Source organism: Agrobacterium sp. rho-13.3, assembly GCF_033957765.2.
GTDB lineage: Bacteria > Pseudomonadota > Alphaproteobacteria > Rhizobiales > Rhizobiaceae > Agrobacterium.
Genome location: NZ_CP192775.1, coordinates 1,704,518 through 1,720,077, shown reverse-complemented (window position 1 = coordinate 1,720,077; position 15,560 = coordinate 1,704,518). Strand labels below are relative to the sequence as shown.

At 55.7% G+C, this 15,560-nt stretch carries 12 protein-coding genes; 8 read left to right on the top strand and 4 right to left on the bottom strand.

Features of this window, described 5'->3' with window-relative positions; all coding sequences use genetic code 11:
• Nucleotides 1-33 precede the first annotated feature (33 nt).
• A complete protein-coding gene (locus tag RMR16_RS22610) occupies nucleotides 34-1,281 on the top strand; it encodes a RhtX/FptX family siderophore transporter (protein ID WP_320197857.1) in 1,248 nt (415 codons plus the stop codon).
• Between the two features lie 3 nt (nucleotides 1,282-1,284).
• On the opposite strand, the gene RMR16_RS22605 is transcribed toward RMR16_RS22610, so the two are convergent.
• A complete protein-coding gene (locus RMR16_RS22605) occupies nucleotides 1,285-2,223 on the bottom strand; it encodes an AraC family transcriptional regulator (RefSeq protein ID WP_320197856.1) in 939 nt (312 codons plus the stop codon).
• A gap of 169 nt (nucleotides 2,224-2,392) precedes the next feature.
• Here RMR16_RS22605 and RMR16_RS22600 point away from each other — a divergent pair, with 169 nt between their 5' ends.
• Nucleotides 2,393-4,639 (top strand): TonB-dependent receptor, encoded by a 2,247-nt coding sequence (locus RMR16_RS22600; RefSeq protein WP_320197855.1) that lies wholly within the window; start codon nucleotides 2,393-2,395, stop codon nucleotides 4,637-4,639.
• Nucleotides 4,640-4,719: 80 nt separating this feature from the next.
• Here RMR16_RS22600 and fba read toward each other — a convergent pair whose 3' ends face one another.
• Nucleotides 4,720-5,784, bottom strand: a complete 1,065-nt coding sequence (gene fba, locus RMR16_RS22595; RefSeq protein ID WP_320197854.1) for a class II fructose-bisphosphate aldolase — start codon at nucleotides 5,782-5,784, stop codon at nucleotides 4,720-4,722.
• Nucleotides 5,785-5,943: 159 nt separating this feature from the next.
• Nucleotides 5,944-7,758 carry an ABC transporter ATP-binding protein gene (locus RMR16_RS22590; protein ID WP_320197853.1) on the bottom strand — a complete coding sequence of 605 codons (1,815 nt, stop codon included), beginning with the start codon at nucleotides 7,756-7,758 and terminating at the stop codon, nucleotides 5,944-5,946.
• A 522-nt stretch (nucleotides 7,759-8,280) separates the two neighbouring features.
• Between RMR16_RS22590 and RMR16_RS22585 the strand changes: the two genes are divergently transcribed.
• From RMR16_RS22585 to ssuD, 6 genes are all read left to right on the top strand, one after another.
• Nucleotides 8,281-8,940 carry a peroxiredoxin gene (locus tag RMR16_RS22585; protein WP_320197852.1) on the top strand — a complete coding sequence of 220 codons (660 nt, stop codon included), beginning with the start codon at nucleotides 8,281-8,283 and terminating at the stop codon, nucleotides 8,938-8,940.
• A gap of 216 nt (nucleotides 8,941-9,156) precedes the next feature.
• Nucleotides 9,157-10,125, top strand: coding sequence for an aliphatic sulfonate ABC transporter substrate-binding protein (locus RMR16_RS22580; protein WP_320197851.1), 969 nt, complete (start codon nucleotides 9,157-9,159; stop codon nucleotides 10,123-10,125).
• 20 nt (nucleotides 10,126-10,145) lie between these two features.
• A complete protein-coding gene (locus RMR16_RS22575) occupies nucleotides 10,146-10,982 on the top strand; it encodes an ABC transporter permease (RefSeq protein WP_320197850.1) in 837 nt (278 codons plus the stop codon).
• Between the two features lie 2 nt (nucleotides 10,983-10,984).
• On the top strand, nucleotides 10,985-11,743 hold the full coding sequence (locus RMR16_RS22570) for an ABC transporter ATP-binding protein (RefSeq protein WP_320197849.1): 759 nt from the start codon (nucleotides 10,985-10,987) through the stop codon (nucleotides 11,741-11,743).
• Between the two features lie 54 nt (nucleotides 11,744-11,797).
• Nucleotides 11,798-13,234: an FAD/NAD(P)-binding protein gene (locus RMR16_RS22565; protein ID WP_320197848.1), complete on the top strand. Its 1,437-nt coding sequence runs from the start codon at nucleotides 11,798-11,800 to the stop codon at nucleotides 13,232-13,234.
• Nucleotides 13,235-13,436: 202 nt separating this feature from the next.
• Entirely contained in the window at nucleotides 13,437-14,606 is a 1,170-nt protein-coding gene (gene ssuD / locus RMR16_RS22560; RefSeq protein ID WP_320197847.1) for an FMNH2-dependent alkanesulfonate monooxygenase, read from the top strand.
• A gap of 83 nt (nucleotides 14,607-14,689) precedes the next feature.
• Here the strand turns inward: ssuD and iolB are convergent, their stop codons facing one another.
• Entirely contained in the window at nucleotides 14,690-15,499 is an 810-nt protein-coding gene (iolB, locus tag RMR16_RS22555) for a 5-deoxy-glucuronate isomerase (RefSeq protein WP_320197846.1), read from the bottom strand.
• Nucleotides 15,500-15,560: the final 61 nt, after the last annotated feature.

The following is a 15,560-nucleotide window of genomic DNA, read 5'->3' as shown; positions in this document are numbered from 1 at the left end:
CGGGTTCAGCGCGCTACATTTATTGGCTTGAACATGACGACTATACCGGCGGAAAATTTAGACGCACTTCCCACGCGCGCCTCCGACAAAAAGCTATTCTCCATCCTCGGAGCGCTTTATCTCGGACAGGGAATACCAAATTACCTGCTGCTCGTGGCGCTGCCGCCCATCATGCGCGAAAGCGGCGCATCGCGAACGGCCATCGGGTTGTTTTCCCTGTTGATGCTGCCGCTCGTGCTGAAATTCGTCGTGGCGCCCTATGTGGATCGCTGGGCGCTGTGGCCAAAACTTGGCCATCGTCGCGGCTGGATTGTGCCGACACAGCTTCTTGTTGCGGCTGGCATTGCCTCGCTGGCCTTCGTTGATCCGCAGCAGGCTGGCATTCTGTTTGCCATCTGCTTTACGATCACGCTGCTGTCTTCGGTTCAGGACATCGCGACCGACGGATATGCCGTGCGGCACCTGACGGATGCCACCCGCTCTTTCGGCAATGCGGTGCAGGCCGGTGCCGTGGCGCTGGGGGTGTTGATCGGCGGAACCGCGGCTCTCGTGCTGTTTCACAACATCGGCTGGCAACCCACGATTCTGTTGATTGCCGCGCTTGCTCTTTTGCCCATGATCGCAACGGTGTGGATGGGGCAGGACACGTCCGAGCCATTGGCTGCGGAAAAGCGGGATCGCCCCAGCCTTGTGAGGTTTTTCCGCCGTCCGGATGCATGGATCATCATGGGATTTGCCCTGACCTACCGCGCCAGTGAAGGTTTGGTGCGCGGCATGGAAGGCACCTATCTGGTGGATATCTCCGTTCCGGTGGACTGGATCGGTTATCTTTCTGGCGGTGCCGCCGCAACGGCTGGTCTTTTGGGCGTGGGCATCGTTGCGGTCATCATCCGAAAAGCTGGACTGACCACCACACTCATTCTACTGGCGGGACTTCGAAGCCTCTGCTTCCTTGCCTTCACGCTGAATGCTCTGGGCATCTGGCCGGGCATAGCCGTCGCCATGAGTGCCTCGGCCTTCCAGACCATGATCCGCTATATGGAACTGGTCGCCATCTATTCGTTCTTCATGCGCTCCTCTTCCAAGGATCAGCCGGGAACGGACTTCACCATTCTGACCTGCGCAGAACTGGTCATCTATTTGGTCGGCGCATCATCCGCTGGATTTTTCGCAGACAAGGCCGGTTACGCTGCCCTGTTCGGAACGGCGACCATCCTTTCCATCCTCGGTGCCGGGCTTTCCATCTGGATGCTGCGCATCATCAACGCCCGCGCACGCTGAAGTTCAAGCGTACATGCGGCGTAGATCGGACGGGCGCGCATCATAGCGAGCCCGGAATGTGCGGTTGAAATAGGACAGATCGTTGAAGCCGCAATCATAGGCCATCTGGCTGATCGACAGGGTCGAGCCGTCTTTCAGAATTTTGTCTTTTGCCAACGCCAAACGTCGCTCAAGCACATATTTGGAGAAGGTCGTGCCTTCCCGGCTGAAAAACTTCTGAATGGCGCGTGGGGTTACGCCCTGAAGTTCAGCGACGTCTGCAATCGAGAAATTGCCATTGGCCAGATTGTTTTCAATCACGGCTTTGATGGACGCCATTCGGGTCTGCGGGGCTTCTTGTGCCGCTATGCTGTTGACGTGCTGCGTCAAGACCGGCAGCAGATCGTAAAAATGTGCGACCATCATCGCCGCATCCTGTTCGCTTTGATATTCCTGCCGCAACAGATAGCCCGCATAGTTCGTCAACAGACCAAGCGGCAGGCAATCGGTCGATAATTTCTTCATGATCAACGGCTTGAGGTGATCGGACATGCCTGCGATGGCATAGGCAGGCATATGGGCGCAATCGAAACGCCCGCCTTCAGGCAGCTCTATATTCGACGATGCGTCCGCAGGCACGAAGATGATGTCATGCGGGGCGAGTTCTATTCGCTTATTTCTATGCTGGATGACCAACGGCCCATCGATTGCGCGCATGATGACGACATCCGAGCCATTGACCCCACGCGCCATGAGATTGATCGACACTCTCGGAAAATAGATGGTGGCGAGCGACAGCGACACATATTTCCAGAACAGCCCGGTAACACCGGAAAGATCGCCGCCGGTGACGTTGATCGTGGCTTCTCCCAGCATATCGAGCAGGATCGTCCGGCAGACTATTCGGCTCTCGCGGTCTGGCAACGAAAGCGTACCGAATTTGAGCGGTCGAATGGTTTCCATGTCTAAGCCAGTCTTTCCAGTTGATGTTCGCATTTGTCCAAGTGAGGTTCGCAATTCTCCAAGCAGCGCATGACGTTTAGCTCATAAAACATGAGTTAAATAGTATTGATTTTATAATTCGATCGCCAGGGATCAACGACGGTCGAATTTGCATGCAGCAGGGGGCATTATGAGCAGAAAGATTATTGGCGGCGCAAGCGTTTGCGCGTTCGCCGTCAGCGCGATGATGAGCACGGGCGCGGTGGCACAAGAACAGGTCCAGGCCGACCAATCACAGAAAAAAGACAGCAATCCGTCGGCCACCGTTCTGGAAACCATTGTCGTGACGGGCGGGCGAACCCCGCAACAGATTTCCGAAACCGCCAAAACCATCTATGTCGTTGAAGGCGATGAAATCTCGGCGCAGGCCAACGCTGGAAAATCATTGCAGCAGATTCTGGCCGACACTGTTCCCAGCTTCGATCCCGGTAGCGAGGGCGCTAGAACGTCTTTCGGTCAAAACCTCCGTGGCCGTACGGCACTCGTTTTGATCGATGGCGTTTCGTTGAACTCCGCGCGCGCCCTGGGACGGCAGTTTGATTCGATCGATCCGTTTAATATTGCACGAGTCGAGGTTCTCTCCGGTGCGACGTCCATCTATGGCGGCAATGCGACAGGCGGTATCATCAACATCATTACGAAAAAAGGCAAAAACGCGGAGCCGGGCCTGCATAGCGAAATCACCACCGGTGTCAAAAGCGGCTTTGGCGGCAGCCAGGATTTTGACCGAAACGCGAAAGCAGCAGTCACATACAACGCGGAAAACTGGGATGCGCGCCTTTCCATCGCCGGCAACCGCGATGGCGCTTTTTATGACAGCCACGGCGACATGGTGATGCCTGACGTGACCCAGACATCCACCGCGTTCAACAAACGTCTGGACATTATGGGCTCAGCCGGTTTCCAGTTCGATGACACTCGACGGTTGGAAATCTCCGGCCAGTATTTCGACAGCAAACAAGACCCGGACTACGGCCTCTTTTATGGCGCGGGCCTCGCCGGCTTCGGAAATCCAAGCCTTTTCGAAGCACGTTCCGGCTACGAATCGGACTTCAATCCACGCACGCGCCGCAAGATGGTAAATGCGACCTATACCGATGACGATTTTCTGGATCAGCAACTTCTGGTGCAAGGCGCATTTCGCAGGGAAGAACTGCAATTTGCTCCCTTCACGTCGGGCACATATTTTTCAGGAACATCACAGGATACGGATTACTATACGGTGAGAGCCGCACTTGTTGCAGAGCCTTTGGATGGTCTGAAAATCACCTATGGGGTTGATGCCGACCACGATTCTTTCTCTTCAACACAGAATATTTTCAATTTCGCGCGCGCGGCAGCAACGGGCGGTCTCGATTTCGACACCATCGGTATCACCGGTCGCTACCCCGATATTGACGTGTCCACCATCGCCGGCTTTGCGGAAGCGTCCTATGAAGCGACCGACAAGCTCACCTTGTCCGGTGGAGTTCGCTACCAGTTCGTTCACACGAAAGTCGGCAACTTCGTTGGCGTTGCGCAGCAGATTGCCATTCTTCAGGGAACCCTGGCATCGGCGGACGCCATTCCCGGCGGGACGGTCAATTACGATGACTTTCTGTTCAATGTCGGCGCAACCTATGAAGTTACCAATACCCAGCAGGTTTACGCCAACTTCAGCCAGGGTTTCGAACTGCCTGACCCGGCCAAATATTACGGCGTGGGTCGCTATTCCGGCGGCACACTTCTCAGCAGTGTGAATGTCGCCCAATCCGCCCTGCAAGCCATCAAGACGAATTCCTTCGAGATCGGATATCGACTGGATGACGGCACCTATAATTTGGAAACTGCCGCTTATTATTCGCTCTCCAACAAGTCCATCAACCTCAATTCAACGACATTAGCCGTCGAACTCAAGGACGAAGACAAGCGGGTTTATGGCATAGAGGGCAAGGTGGGTGCGAAGCTGGATTACGGTTTCGATACCGGCCTATTCGGTCAGTGGGTCAAAACCGAAGTGAAGGGCACCAGCGGCTGGCAAGATGCGACCGTGCAATCTGCCAGCGTTTCCAAACTTGGTGGCTATGTTGGCTGGACAGATGACGCGCTGAGCCTGAAATTTGCCGGACAGCACATTTTTGACCTGACGGACGCTCAAAACTTCAAGATCGACGGTTACACGCTTTTCGATCTGACGGGCAGCTACAAGTTTGAGACGGCAAACACGACCCTGAATTTTGGCATCCAGAACCTGTTCGACACAGACTATACGACCATCTGGGGATCCAGATCCAAGGCACTCTACAGCGGACTTGTAGGCTCAGCCGTCGCAGACGCCATCTTTGATTATAAGGGCCGGGGCAGAACCTTCGGTGTTTCTCTGACCAAGGTTTTCTAATTGCGTCATAGTTTATGGCAAACTTCTGAAACACAATAAAAAGGACCGGCCAGTGGCCGGTCCTTTTAACGCGCAAAAACTCAGGAAATAACCGGATCGAGCGAGCCGGATGCGTAGCGCTTGGCCATATCCCGCAGCGGAATTGGCGTGATCTTGCTCGCCTGTCCTTCAGTCCAGAACAGTTCGAAACGCTCTTTACAGAGCTTGGTCATCGCCTCACGCGCTGGCTTCAGGTATTTGCGCAGATCGAACTCGGCTGGGTCTTCTGCAAGAACCTTGCGGATTTGGCCGGTGATGGCCATCCGGCAATCCGTATCGATGTTGATCTTGCGAACGCCGTTCTTGATGCCGCGCTGAATTTCTTCAATCGGCACACCCCAGGTCGGCTTGATCGCGCCGCCATAGGTGTTGATGATGTCCTGCAAATCCTGCGGCACGGTGGAAGAACCATGCATGACAAGGTGCGTATTGGGCAGCTTGCGGTGGATTTCTTCGATGACGTTCATGGCCAGCACGGAGCCATCCGGTCTGCGGGTAAACTTGTACGCACCGTGACTGGTGCCCATGGCAACGGCCAGCGCATCCACCTTGGTTTCGCGCACGAATTTTACCGCCTCATCCGGGTCTGTCAGCAATTGGTCGTGCGAGAGCTTACCTTCGGCACCGTGTCCGTCTTCCGCTTCGCCCATGCCGGTTTCCAGCGAGCCGAGAACACCCAACTCACCTTCAACGGAAATGCCGCCATAATGCGCCATGTTGGTGACCTGACGGGTGACATCGACGTTGTAATCCCAATCGCCCGGTGTCTTGCCATCGGCTTTCAGGGAACCATCCATCATGACCGATGTGAAACCGGCCTGAATGGCCGTCATGCAGCTTGCCGCTTCGTTGCCGTGGTCCAGATGCACGCAAACGGGAATATGCGGATAGATTTCGACAACCGCATCCATCATATGCTTGAGCATGATATCATTGGCGTAGGCGCGCGCACCACGCGATGCCTGCATGATGACGGGCGAATTGGTGGCATCCGCCGCATCCATAATGGCCAGCGCCTGCTCCATATTGTTGATGTTGAAAGCAGGCACGCCATATCCGTGTTCCGCTGCGTGATCGAGCAACTGACGGAGCGTAATTCGAGCCAAGATATTTCCCCCTAAACTGGTAAATCTTATTTATTTGGCATGTCGCGATACCATCGTGTGCAACCTGCACAGCGCTTGCACTATTGCCGCCTGAGAAAGAACTATCCAGCCTTTTTTTGACCTCCGCGATTCCAACAATCGATTAAATTGTTACTTCTTTCACTCCGCCTCGATGACAAGTCCTTTTGTCAGCTCCAATGCCTGCCGTTCGAACAGGCCACGATAGATTCCGCTCTTTTTCTGGATAAGGCTGAGATGGGTTCCCTCCTCGGCAATCGCGCCGTGGCTGAACACCAGAAGCCGATCCAATGAGCGCACTGTCGACAGACGGTGCGCGACAACCAGCGTCGTGCGGCCCTGCATCAACCGTTCCATGGCGTGCTGGATCAACATTTCCGATTCCGAATCCAGACTGGATGTTGCCTCATCCAGAATGAGAACAGGCGCATCCGCAAGGAAGGCACGCGCAATGGCAATGCGTTGGCGCTCACCACCGGAAAGCTTCACGCCGCGTTCCCCCACCAGCGTGCCATAACCCTTCGGCAGAGCCGTGATGAAGCCATGCGCGCTGGCAAGTTTTGCCGCGTTTTCAATTTCCGTCTGCGTCGCGTTCGGCCTTGCATAAGCAATGTTTTCGGCCAGCGAGCGGTGGAACAGAATGGGTTCCTGCTGAACGATGGCAATCTGCTGGCGCAACGACATTTGCGTCACCTTGGAAATATCCTGCCCATCGATGCGGATGGTTCCATCGCTGACATCATGCAAACGCTGGATGAGCTTGATGAATGTCGTCTTGCCAGAACCGGAATGGCCAACAAGCCCCACCCGCTCACCGGGTTTGATGGTGACGGAAAAATCCTTATACAGCGGAGACAGATGTTTGCCGTAATGGAAGCTGACCCGGTCAAACTCGATACGGCCTTCATCGATCAGCAAGGCTTTGGCGTTCGGCACGTCTTCAATGCCAAGCGGTTGGTCATGAATGGATACAAGTTCTTCCATATCATTCACAGACCGCTGCAAGTTACGGATATGCATACCGATTTCCCGCAGATATCCTTGCAGGATAAAGAACGCAGTCAGCACAAAAGTGATATCACCCGCATTGGCCTTACCGCTTGCCCAGAGCAGCAACGCAAGACCAACAACGCTAGCCCGCATAACGCTCAACAAACCCGCTTGGAGTGTGCCATTGATTGTGCCGCGCGTCCATGTCCGGCGGGTTCTGTCTCTCCATTTGCCCATAACGCGCGTCAGGCGGTGGTCTTCGCGGTCTTCCGAACCGAAGGCTTTCACCACCGCATTGCAGGTCACGGCATCAGCCAGCGAACCACCGAGGCGGGTATCCCAACTGTTGGCAAGGCTTGCCATTGGCGCGACATAGCCCAACGCCATACAGACGGTGATGACGACGAACAGCAATGATCCCACGCCGACCAAGAGACCCATCATCGGCCAATACCACGTCATCAGAATGGTCGAGCCAATGAGCATGATGACCGATGGAAAGAGTGCGACGAAGACGGTGTCGTTCAACAGGTCGAGCGCCCACATGCCGCGTGTGACCTTGCGCACGGTGGAGCCGGCAAAGCTATTGGCATGCCAATCAGACGAAAAGCGCTGAATGCGGTGAAACGAATCCGCCGCAATATCGGTCATGGATTTCAGCGTGAAGGTGATGATCGTCATAAACGTTATATGCCGAAGGATGACGGCCACAACGGCAAGCCCCATGAGCCAGCCGAACGCTGAAAGCGCTGCGTTCCACACCAGCGGATCACTGGCATGGCCGGACACGACAGCGTCCACCAGCAAACCGGCGAACATGGGTGTCAACACATCCGCTAGTGTCGAAAACAGGACCGCGCAAAGCATCAGTCCCACGCGGGCGGGTTGTTGACGCCAATGCGTCCAACAGAAGCGAAAAACGCTGCGAAACGCCTGACTACGGCGCATTTTAAAAGCAAAAGACATGAACAGCATCCCGGCAATGGCCGGGTCCCACGATACGAATGAAAGATGAAATCCGCGCTTTGATTGATGCGCGAAAAGATTTTGGGAAAATCAGGAGGTGACCGAATGATGCGGTCTACACGTCAATCTCTTGATGAAAGAGAAAGAGGGCTTCAGCCCTTAATGGCGGATGCCACCGGGGAGTCGGAAAAATATGCCATGAAATACCTCCCTCGTTACGTTGATGCATTCACCATATGCAACTTATCGCAAAACGCCAAGATGGTTTGCTGGACTAAAACTCACTAAACCTCTGGGTGCGGCAGAGTTGCCACAACGGGCTAAAGCCGATGACACAATGAATTTAAGGCCATCAAATCATGGCGCGCCATATCGTGTCAACCACTCACGCAAAGTCATTACACCCCTCACCGAAAAGAAGAATTTTTCTCCTAGTCAGCGGCCATTTTCTGGATGATTATTTGGCGACTTTAAGCCACCAAAGAGAGAAGATCGAACTCTAACCTTATGCTGGAGCATGCAATGACTTTGCGTATCAATCAGGCCGCCCCCGATTTCACCGCGGACACGACCCAAGGGCCGATCAGTTTCCATGAGTGGATTGGTGATAGCTGGGCCGTTTTGTTCTCGCACCCAAAAAACTTCACGCCGGTGTGCACGACAGAACTTGGTGCGATGGCTGGCCTCGATGGCGAGTTCAAGAAGCGCAACGTCAAGGTTATCGGCATTTCGGTCGATCCGGTCGAAAGCCATGCCAAGTGGAAGCAGGACATTCAGACCGCAACCGGTTTTGAAGTTGGTTATCCGCTGATCGGTGACAAAGGCCTCAAGGTTGCCAAGCTCTATGACATGCTTCCTGACGATGCAGGCAGCAGCTCGGAAGGCCGCACGCCTGCGGACAACGCCACGGTGCGTTCCGTTTACGTGATTGGTCCCGACAAGAAGATCAAGCTGATCCTGACTTATCCGATGACGACGGGCCGCAACTTCGATGAGATTTTGCGCACCATCGACTCGATCCAGCTGACCGCAAAACACCAGGTCGCAACACCTGCAAACTGGAAGCAGGGTGAAGACGTCATCATCACTGCCGCGGTTTCCAACGAGGATGCGATTACGCGCTTCGGCTCCTTCGATACCGTCCTGCCATACCTGCGCAAGACAAAGCAGCCGCAGGCCTGATCAGGCCTTTCAATATCTTATTTTCCAGGCGGCTCCGACCTTTTGGTTCGGAGCCGCTGTCGTTTGGGCACCTTTCGTCTCGATAGGCAAAACCACCAAACGACCGGTATCGACGGGTCGTTTTTTTCGCAGCAGCCGCAATCTTTAGAAGATTGAAGGCCGCAATTTTCTATTTTTCCCGTAGATTTTTACGATAAATTATGGGGAGCCAAATTGATGAAGTCCATTTCAAGCCTTTTGGCCGGTGCGGTCGCCGGTCTTCTTTTTTCAGCCCAGGCTTACGCACAGGATTTGAAAGAACTGCGGATCGACTGGGCCACGTATAATCCCGTCAGCCTGATTTTGAAGAATGACGGCATTCTGGAAAAGGAATTCGAAAAAGACGGCATCAAGGTGACTTGGGTGCAGTCTGCCGGCTCCAACAAGGCTCTGGAATTTTTGAACGCCTCGTCGCTGGATTTCGGCTCGACGGCGGGCGCTGCTGCCCTGATCGGTCGTATCAACGGCAATCCGATCAAGGCCGTTTACGTCTATTCCCGGCCTGAGTGGACGGCGCTCGTCACACGCAAGGACACCGGCATTTCCAAGGTTGCGGACCTGAAGGGCAAGTCCATCGCCGTGACGCGGGGCACAGATCCGCACATTTTCCTCGTGCGCGCCCTGGCCGATGCGGGCTTGACGGAAAAGGACGTGTCGCTGGTTCTGTTGCAACACGCCGATGGCAAGCTTGCGCTTCAGCGCGGTGATGTTGACGCGTGGGCCGGTCTTGACCCGATCATGGCATCTGCCGAAGTGGAAAATGGCGACGTGCTGTTTTACCGCAATGCCGCCAACAACAGCTGGGGCGTGTTGAACGTGCGCGAGGAATTCGCCAAGGAGCATCCTGACGTCGTCAAGCGCGTGATCGGCGCTTATGAAAAGGCGCGTGCGAAAGCCATTGCCGAACCTGCACAGTTGAAGGCAGCGCTCGTTGCCGCAACCAAGCTGCCGGATGCGGTTATTGCCCGCCAGTTGGAGCGCACCGACCTGAACTATTCGCGCATCGGCAACGAGCAGGCAGCAACCATCGAAGCGGCAGGTCTTGCCCTTCAAAAAGCAGGTGTCGTGAAGCCGGATGTCGATGTGAAGGCAACCGTTGCCGCCCTCATCGAACCATCCTTCAGCCAAGCTGCTGTCGGACAGTGATGAAAGCAGGGCAGTGAGCCATGGCTGTGCTGGAAACCCTTATCGCGAAACAACGGGTCGAAGCCGACAAGGGAAAACTCAAGAGGTTTTCCCTTGTCGATCATCCCGTCATAGGCATTGTTCTACCCGTTGGCCTGCTCATCCTGTGGGAAGTGCTGGTGCGGGGCGGCATTGTGGGTGGACGCCTCATGCCTCCGCCCTCGCATATTGCCGGCACGATCTACGCGCTGGCGGCGTCTGGCGAACTCACCACCCATATCGGCGTAACACTGTGGCGCGTGGCGACCGGATTTATTGCCGGTGCAGCCGCCGGCACGGTGCTTGGCGCGCTGACCGGATATTCGGCGCGTCTTTCGCGCATCTTCGATCCCACATTGCAGGCACTTCGCTCCATTCCGTCAATCGCCTGGGTGCCGCTGTTCATCCTGTGGTTCGGCATTTTCGAGGCTTCGAAGGTGGCGCTGATTGCGGTGGGCGTTTTCTTCCCGGTCTATCTCGGCGTCAGCGGTGCTGTGACGAATGTGGATCGGCGCATCGTGGAAGTCGGTCGTGTTTTCCGCCTCAAAGGACGGCATTTGATCACGCGTATTCTGCTGCCCGCCGTGCTGCCGGATTTTGTGCTGGCACTGCGCGCAGGGCTGGGTCTGGGCTGGATGTTTGTTGTTGCCGCTGAATTTATGGGAGCGTCCGAAGGGCTGGGTTATCTTTTGGTGGACGGACAGCAGCTTGGAAAACCGGATCAGATCTTTGCCGCCATTTTGATTTTCGCTGTGCTGGGCAAACTCACCGATACGCTTCTTCTGGTGATAACCGCTCCGTTTCTGCGCTGGCAAGACACCCACATTCGAAAGTCGTGACCATGTTTCAGATCAATGCGCTGACGAAGGTGTACCCGAACGGCACACATGCGCTCGAAAACTTCTCCCTTTCGGTAACAGAGGGCGAAGTCGTCGCCATCATCGGCGGTTCCGGCTGTGGCAAAAGCACGCTGCTGAGATTGATTGCCGGGCTGGAAACACCGAGCCGGGGCGAGGTCAAACTGCACAACCGGGTGGTTCGCGAACCGGACGCGCTGGTGAACATCGTGTTTCAGGAACCGCGCCTGTTTCCGTGGCTGACCGTCGCAGACAATATCGCCTTCGGCATCCAGCATCTCGGCGCCAATGAGCGGCGGGAGAAAACCGAAGCGGCGCTGCGGAAAATCGGGCTGCATGGCTACGACAAAAAATGGGTCAAGGAACTGTCCGGCGGTCAGGCGCAGCGCGTCGCATTGGCCCGCGCACTGGTGACAAGCCCGGAAATTCTGCTGCTGGATGAGCCGTTCTCTGCGCTGGACGCCCTCACCCGCACGGATTTGCAGGACCATCTGACAGAGCTTTGGACCGACAATAAAACGACGATGCTGCTCGTCACTCATGACATCGAAGAGGCGGCGTTTCTCGCAGACCGCATCATCGTCATGAAGCCGTGGCCTGGCCGCGTCTTTCACGAGGTGGCTGTGGATTTGCCGCGAAAACGAGACCGAAATTCCATCGCTTTCGTTGAGCTGAAACGTCATTTGAATGTGCTGCTGGAACAGTCCTTGCAGGATTCAAGAAAAGCATATGCGCTTGCATAAGGAATGCTGTGGGTTACACCGGTTTCAGGCAAGGCGATCTGAGAAGATATGAAAATGCAGCAGGGTCATAAACGTCCGGTCGTTGCGGTTATTGGCGGCGGGTTCAGCGGTGCGGCGCTGGCAATTCACCTCCAGACATATCTGCCCGCCGGTGTTGCCGTGCGGACGCTGGTGTTTGAACCCCGCGAGACGCTGGGAACCGGCCTTGCCTATTCCACATCAGAGCCGACCAGCCGCATCAATGTGCCAGCCGGGCGGATGACGGTTTATCCTGACCAGCCGGAACATTTCACGGATTATCTGGCCCGCACCGACGCTCTTGCCAGTGACGCGGATGCCGTGCTGGAAAACGGAAACGCCTATCCTCAACGTTCGGTTTTCGGCGCCTATGTGACCTCGGAAATCGCTCCTCTTTTGTCATCGGGCACCGTCACGCATCATCGCTCGCCGGTTGTTCACGTCGAACACTTGCCGGATGGATGGCTTTTGCAAACCGCAGATGGTGAAGAGCATTTTGCCGATATCACCGTCATCGCCACCAGCCATCCCCCTCCGGATATTCCCAGATCGCTTTCGCATCTCGCTGGTCATGCCAAACTTGTTGCGGATGTAAACGCGCCAAACGCATTCAAAAACATCTCTGCCGATGACCGCGTGTTGATCGTTGGAAACGGCCTGACTGCGGCAGATGCTTTTGCCGCGTTGAAACAGCGTGGGCACAAAGGCAATGTGCTTTCGGTGTCACGCCGTGGCTTGCGATCTCGCGGGCATCCTTCCACGCCGCAGGAGCCGTTTGGTGATTTTGTGAACCCGCCACCACGCTCCGCCTCGCAACTGCTGAAACGCGTGCGCCTTGCCATTCGTGAGGCCGAGACAGCTGGCTTCAGCTGGCATGGCGTTATCGATGCCGTGCGGATACAAGGCGGCGGAATCTGGAAAGCACTGCCGCTCGCAGAACGTCGCCGCATTGCGCGCTGGGTGCGGCCATTCTGGGATGTGCATCGTTTCAGGATCGCGCCGCAGGTGGAGCGGGAACTGGACAAGGCTGTGGCCTCGGGCAACTTGCACATTGAAACGGGAGCCTTGAGGTCCGCGACAACAGATGCCTCCGGAAAATTCCAGATCGGCATCAGGTTTCGGGGCGACGCCGAGCCGTCTTCTATCGAAGTCGATGCAATGGTTATCACCACCGGCCCGGCCCATGGCGGCATTCTCTCCTCGCAACTCTTCTTGCAGGAATTGGCGAAGGCTGGCCATCTGACCAACTGCGCCACGGGTCTTGGCATTCTGTGTGATGAGCATTCCCGCGCCATCGACCAAAACGGCAAGCCTGTCGAAACGCTGTTGATCGCTGGCCCACTGGCGCGTGGTACGTTTGGGGAACTGATGGGCCTGCCACAAGTGACCGAACACGCGGTGTTTGTGGCACAGGAAGTCGCTCAATTGCTGTCTGCATCGGCCAAAACAGAGCCGGTCACACGTAGTGCATAAGGAAAGCGCCCTAAGCCACTCATAAATCTATGCTTTATCGAGACAAAGGAAATGCGGTGGAACCGGGAGCATTGCACTCGGGGAGATAAACTCTCTATTCCCGCAGTATTTTGGAATAAAATTTCTTATTAATATGGATGAAATTACTAAGCTTCGGCCAACTTGATATTTGCGCGCGATGAGACACTTTGAGGATTTTCGAATGAGCAAAACAGATACACCCCTTGATTTTCTTTGGTTTATTCCCTCCTCAGGAGATGGCTCTTATCTCGGCTCGGATGACCTTTCGCGCCCTTCCGACCCCGCTTATTTTAAAGAAATCGCGCAGGCCGTTGACCGCCTTGGTTATTCCGGCGTGCTTATTCCCACCGGCGTAGCCTGCGAAGAATCCTTCATTCTTGCAGCAAATCTCGCGGCTTATACGGAAAAGCTAAAGTTCCTCGTGGCAATCCGTCCCGGCGTCGCGTCTCCTGCTTATTATGCCCGTCTGGCCGCCACGCTGGACCGCGTATCACAAGGTCGCTTGCTGCTGAACATCGTGGCCGGTGGCAGCGCGCAGGAGCTTGCAGGCGATGGCCTGTTCCTTCCGCATGACGAACGTTATGCCCATGCCGAAGAGTTTTTCGAGGTGTTCAACTCCCTGATTGAAACGGGTGAGGCACATCTGGATGGCAAATACATCAAGGCCCACCATGCAAAGCTCGGCCTGCCACCTGTTCAGGAACCGCGCCCGCCCATCTACTTCGGCGGCTCTTCGGATGCGGGCATCGAGTTTTCCGCTGGCATTACCGACAAATATCTGACGTGGGGCGAACCGCCTGCGCAGGTGGCAGAAAAGATTGCCAAGGTGCGCAAGGCTGCAGCTGCAAAGGGTCGCAACGTCACCTTCGGTATTCGCCTGCATTTCATCGTTCGCGAGACAGATGAAGAAGCCTGGGCCGATGCCGACAAGCTGATTTCCAAGCTTTCCGATGACACGATTGCCGCCGCACAGGAGGTGTTCTCCAAGGCATCTGACTCCGTCGGTCAGGCGCGTATGCAGGCACTGCACAACGGCCGCAGGGACAAGCTGGAAGTTTACCCCAACCTTTGGGCAGGCATCGGCCTAGTCCGTTCCGGTGCGGGCACGGCGCTCGTCGGCTCGGCAAAAACCGTGGCAGCACGCCTGCGCGAATATCAGGAGATCGGCATCGATACCGTCATCGCGTCGGGTTATCCGCACCTTGAAGAAGCGTACCGCGTGTCTGAACTTCTGTTCCCAGAAATCGGCCTCGGTGGCCCACGCAACCAGATCCGCTCATCCTTCGGTGCAAAACAGGTGTTTGGCGGCGGTGGTCATGGCGGCAATGTGAAGGTTGCGTCCGGTTCGTAGGCGCCGCGACAATAACGATCATCAGGATGAAACAAAACAGGCCGCTCTCATGCGGCCTGTTTTCCTATTGATATTACACAGTCTCAACCATTATCGCGCTTGAAAATCCAGTCGTGGTCCGGGTGGTTCTGGAACCGCCACTTGCGCATCGGGCCAGCCATGACGTTGAGATAATACATCTCGTAGCCATAGGGCGAGCCGCAGGGGTGATGACCTTTCGGCACCAGCACGACGTCTCCGCTGGATACCGCCATGGTTTCATCCAGTGAACCATCTTCGGTAAACACACGCTGAAAACCGAAACCCTGATCCGGGTTGAGGCGATGGTAATAGGTCTCTTCCAGATAGGTCATGTCCGGATAATTGTCCTCATCATGCCGGTGCGGCGGATAGGATGACCAGTGACCTGACGGCGTGAAAACCTCCGTGACCAGAAGACTATCGGCCACATCACGGTCTTCCATGGCAATCGGAAAGATGTAGCGCGTGTTGGCACCCTTGCCGCGTTCGCTGAGTGAAATGCCAGTAGGGCCGATGACTTGCGCTTCGCGACCCGGCTTGGCGGGGGCTGTGCAAACGCCGATTGTGCAGTCACTGGTCGCCGTCACCGACCATGACGAGCCAGCCGGAATATAGACGCAGTGCGGTGGCTTGCGCTCGAACACATTCATGCGGTCGCCTAGTTCACCGAAGTGCTTGTCTTGCGACGACACCTCCGCCTTGCCTTCCACCAGAACGAGAATGACTTCGGTTTCGTTGGTCTGTTCAGTCGCGACCTCGCCCGGTTTCAGCCGGTAAAGACCGAAACCGACATAACCCCACTCAGCACTTTCCGGGGTGATATCATGGACCTTGCCGGTTTGCCCGGTTGGTTTGCGAAGCAGATTTGCCATCTGTCGTCTCCTAAAGCATTTCCAGCAAAAGTGCGAAGCGGTTTTGCGTCCGGATAATGCG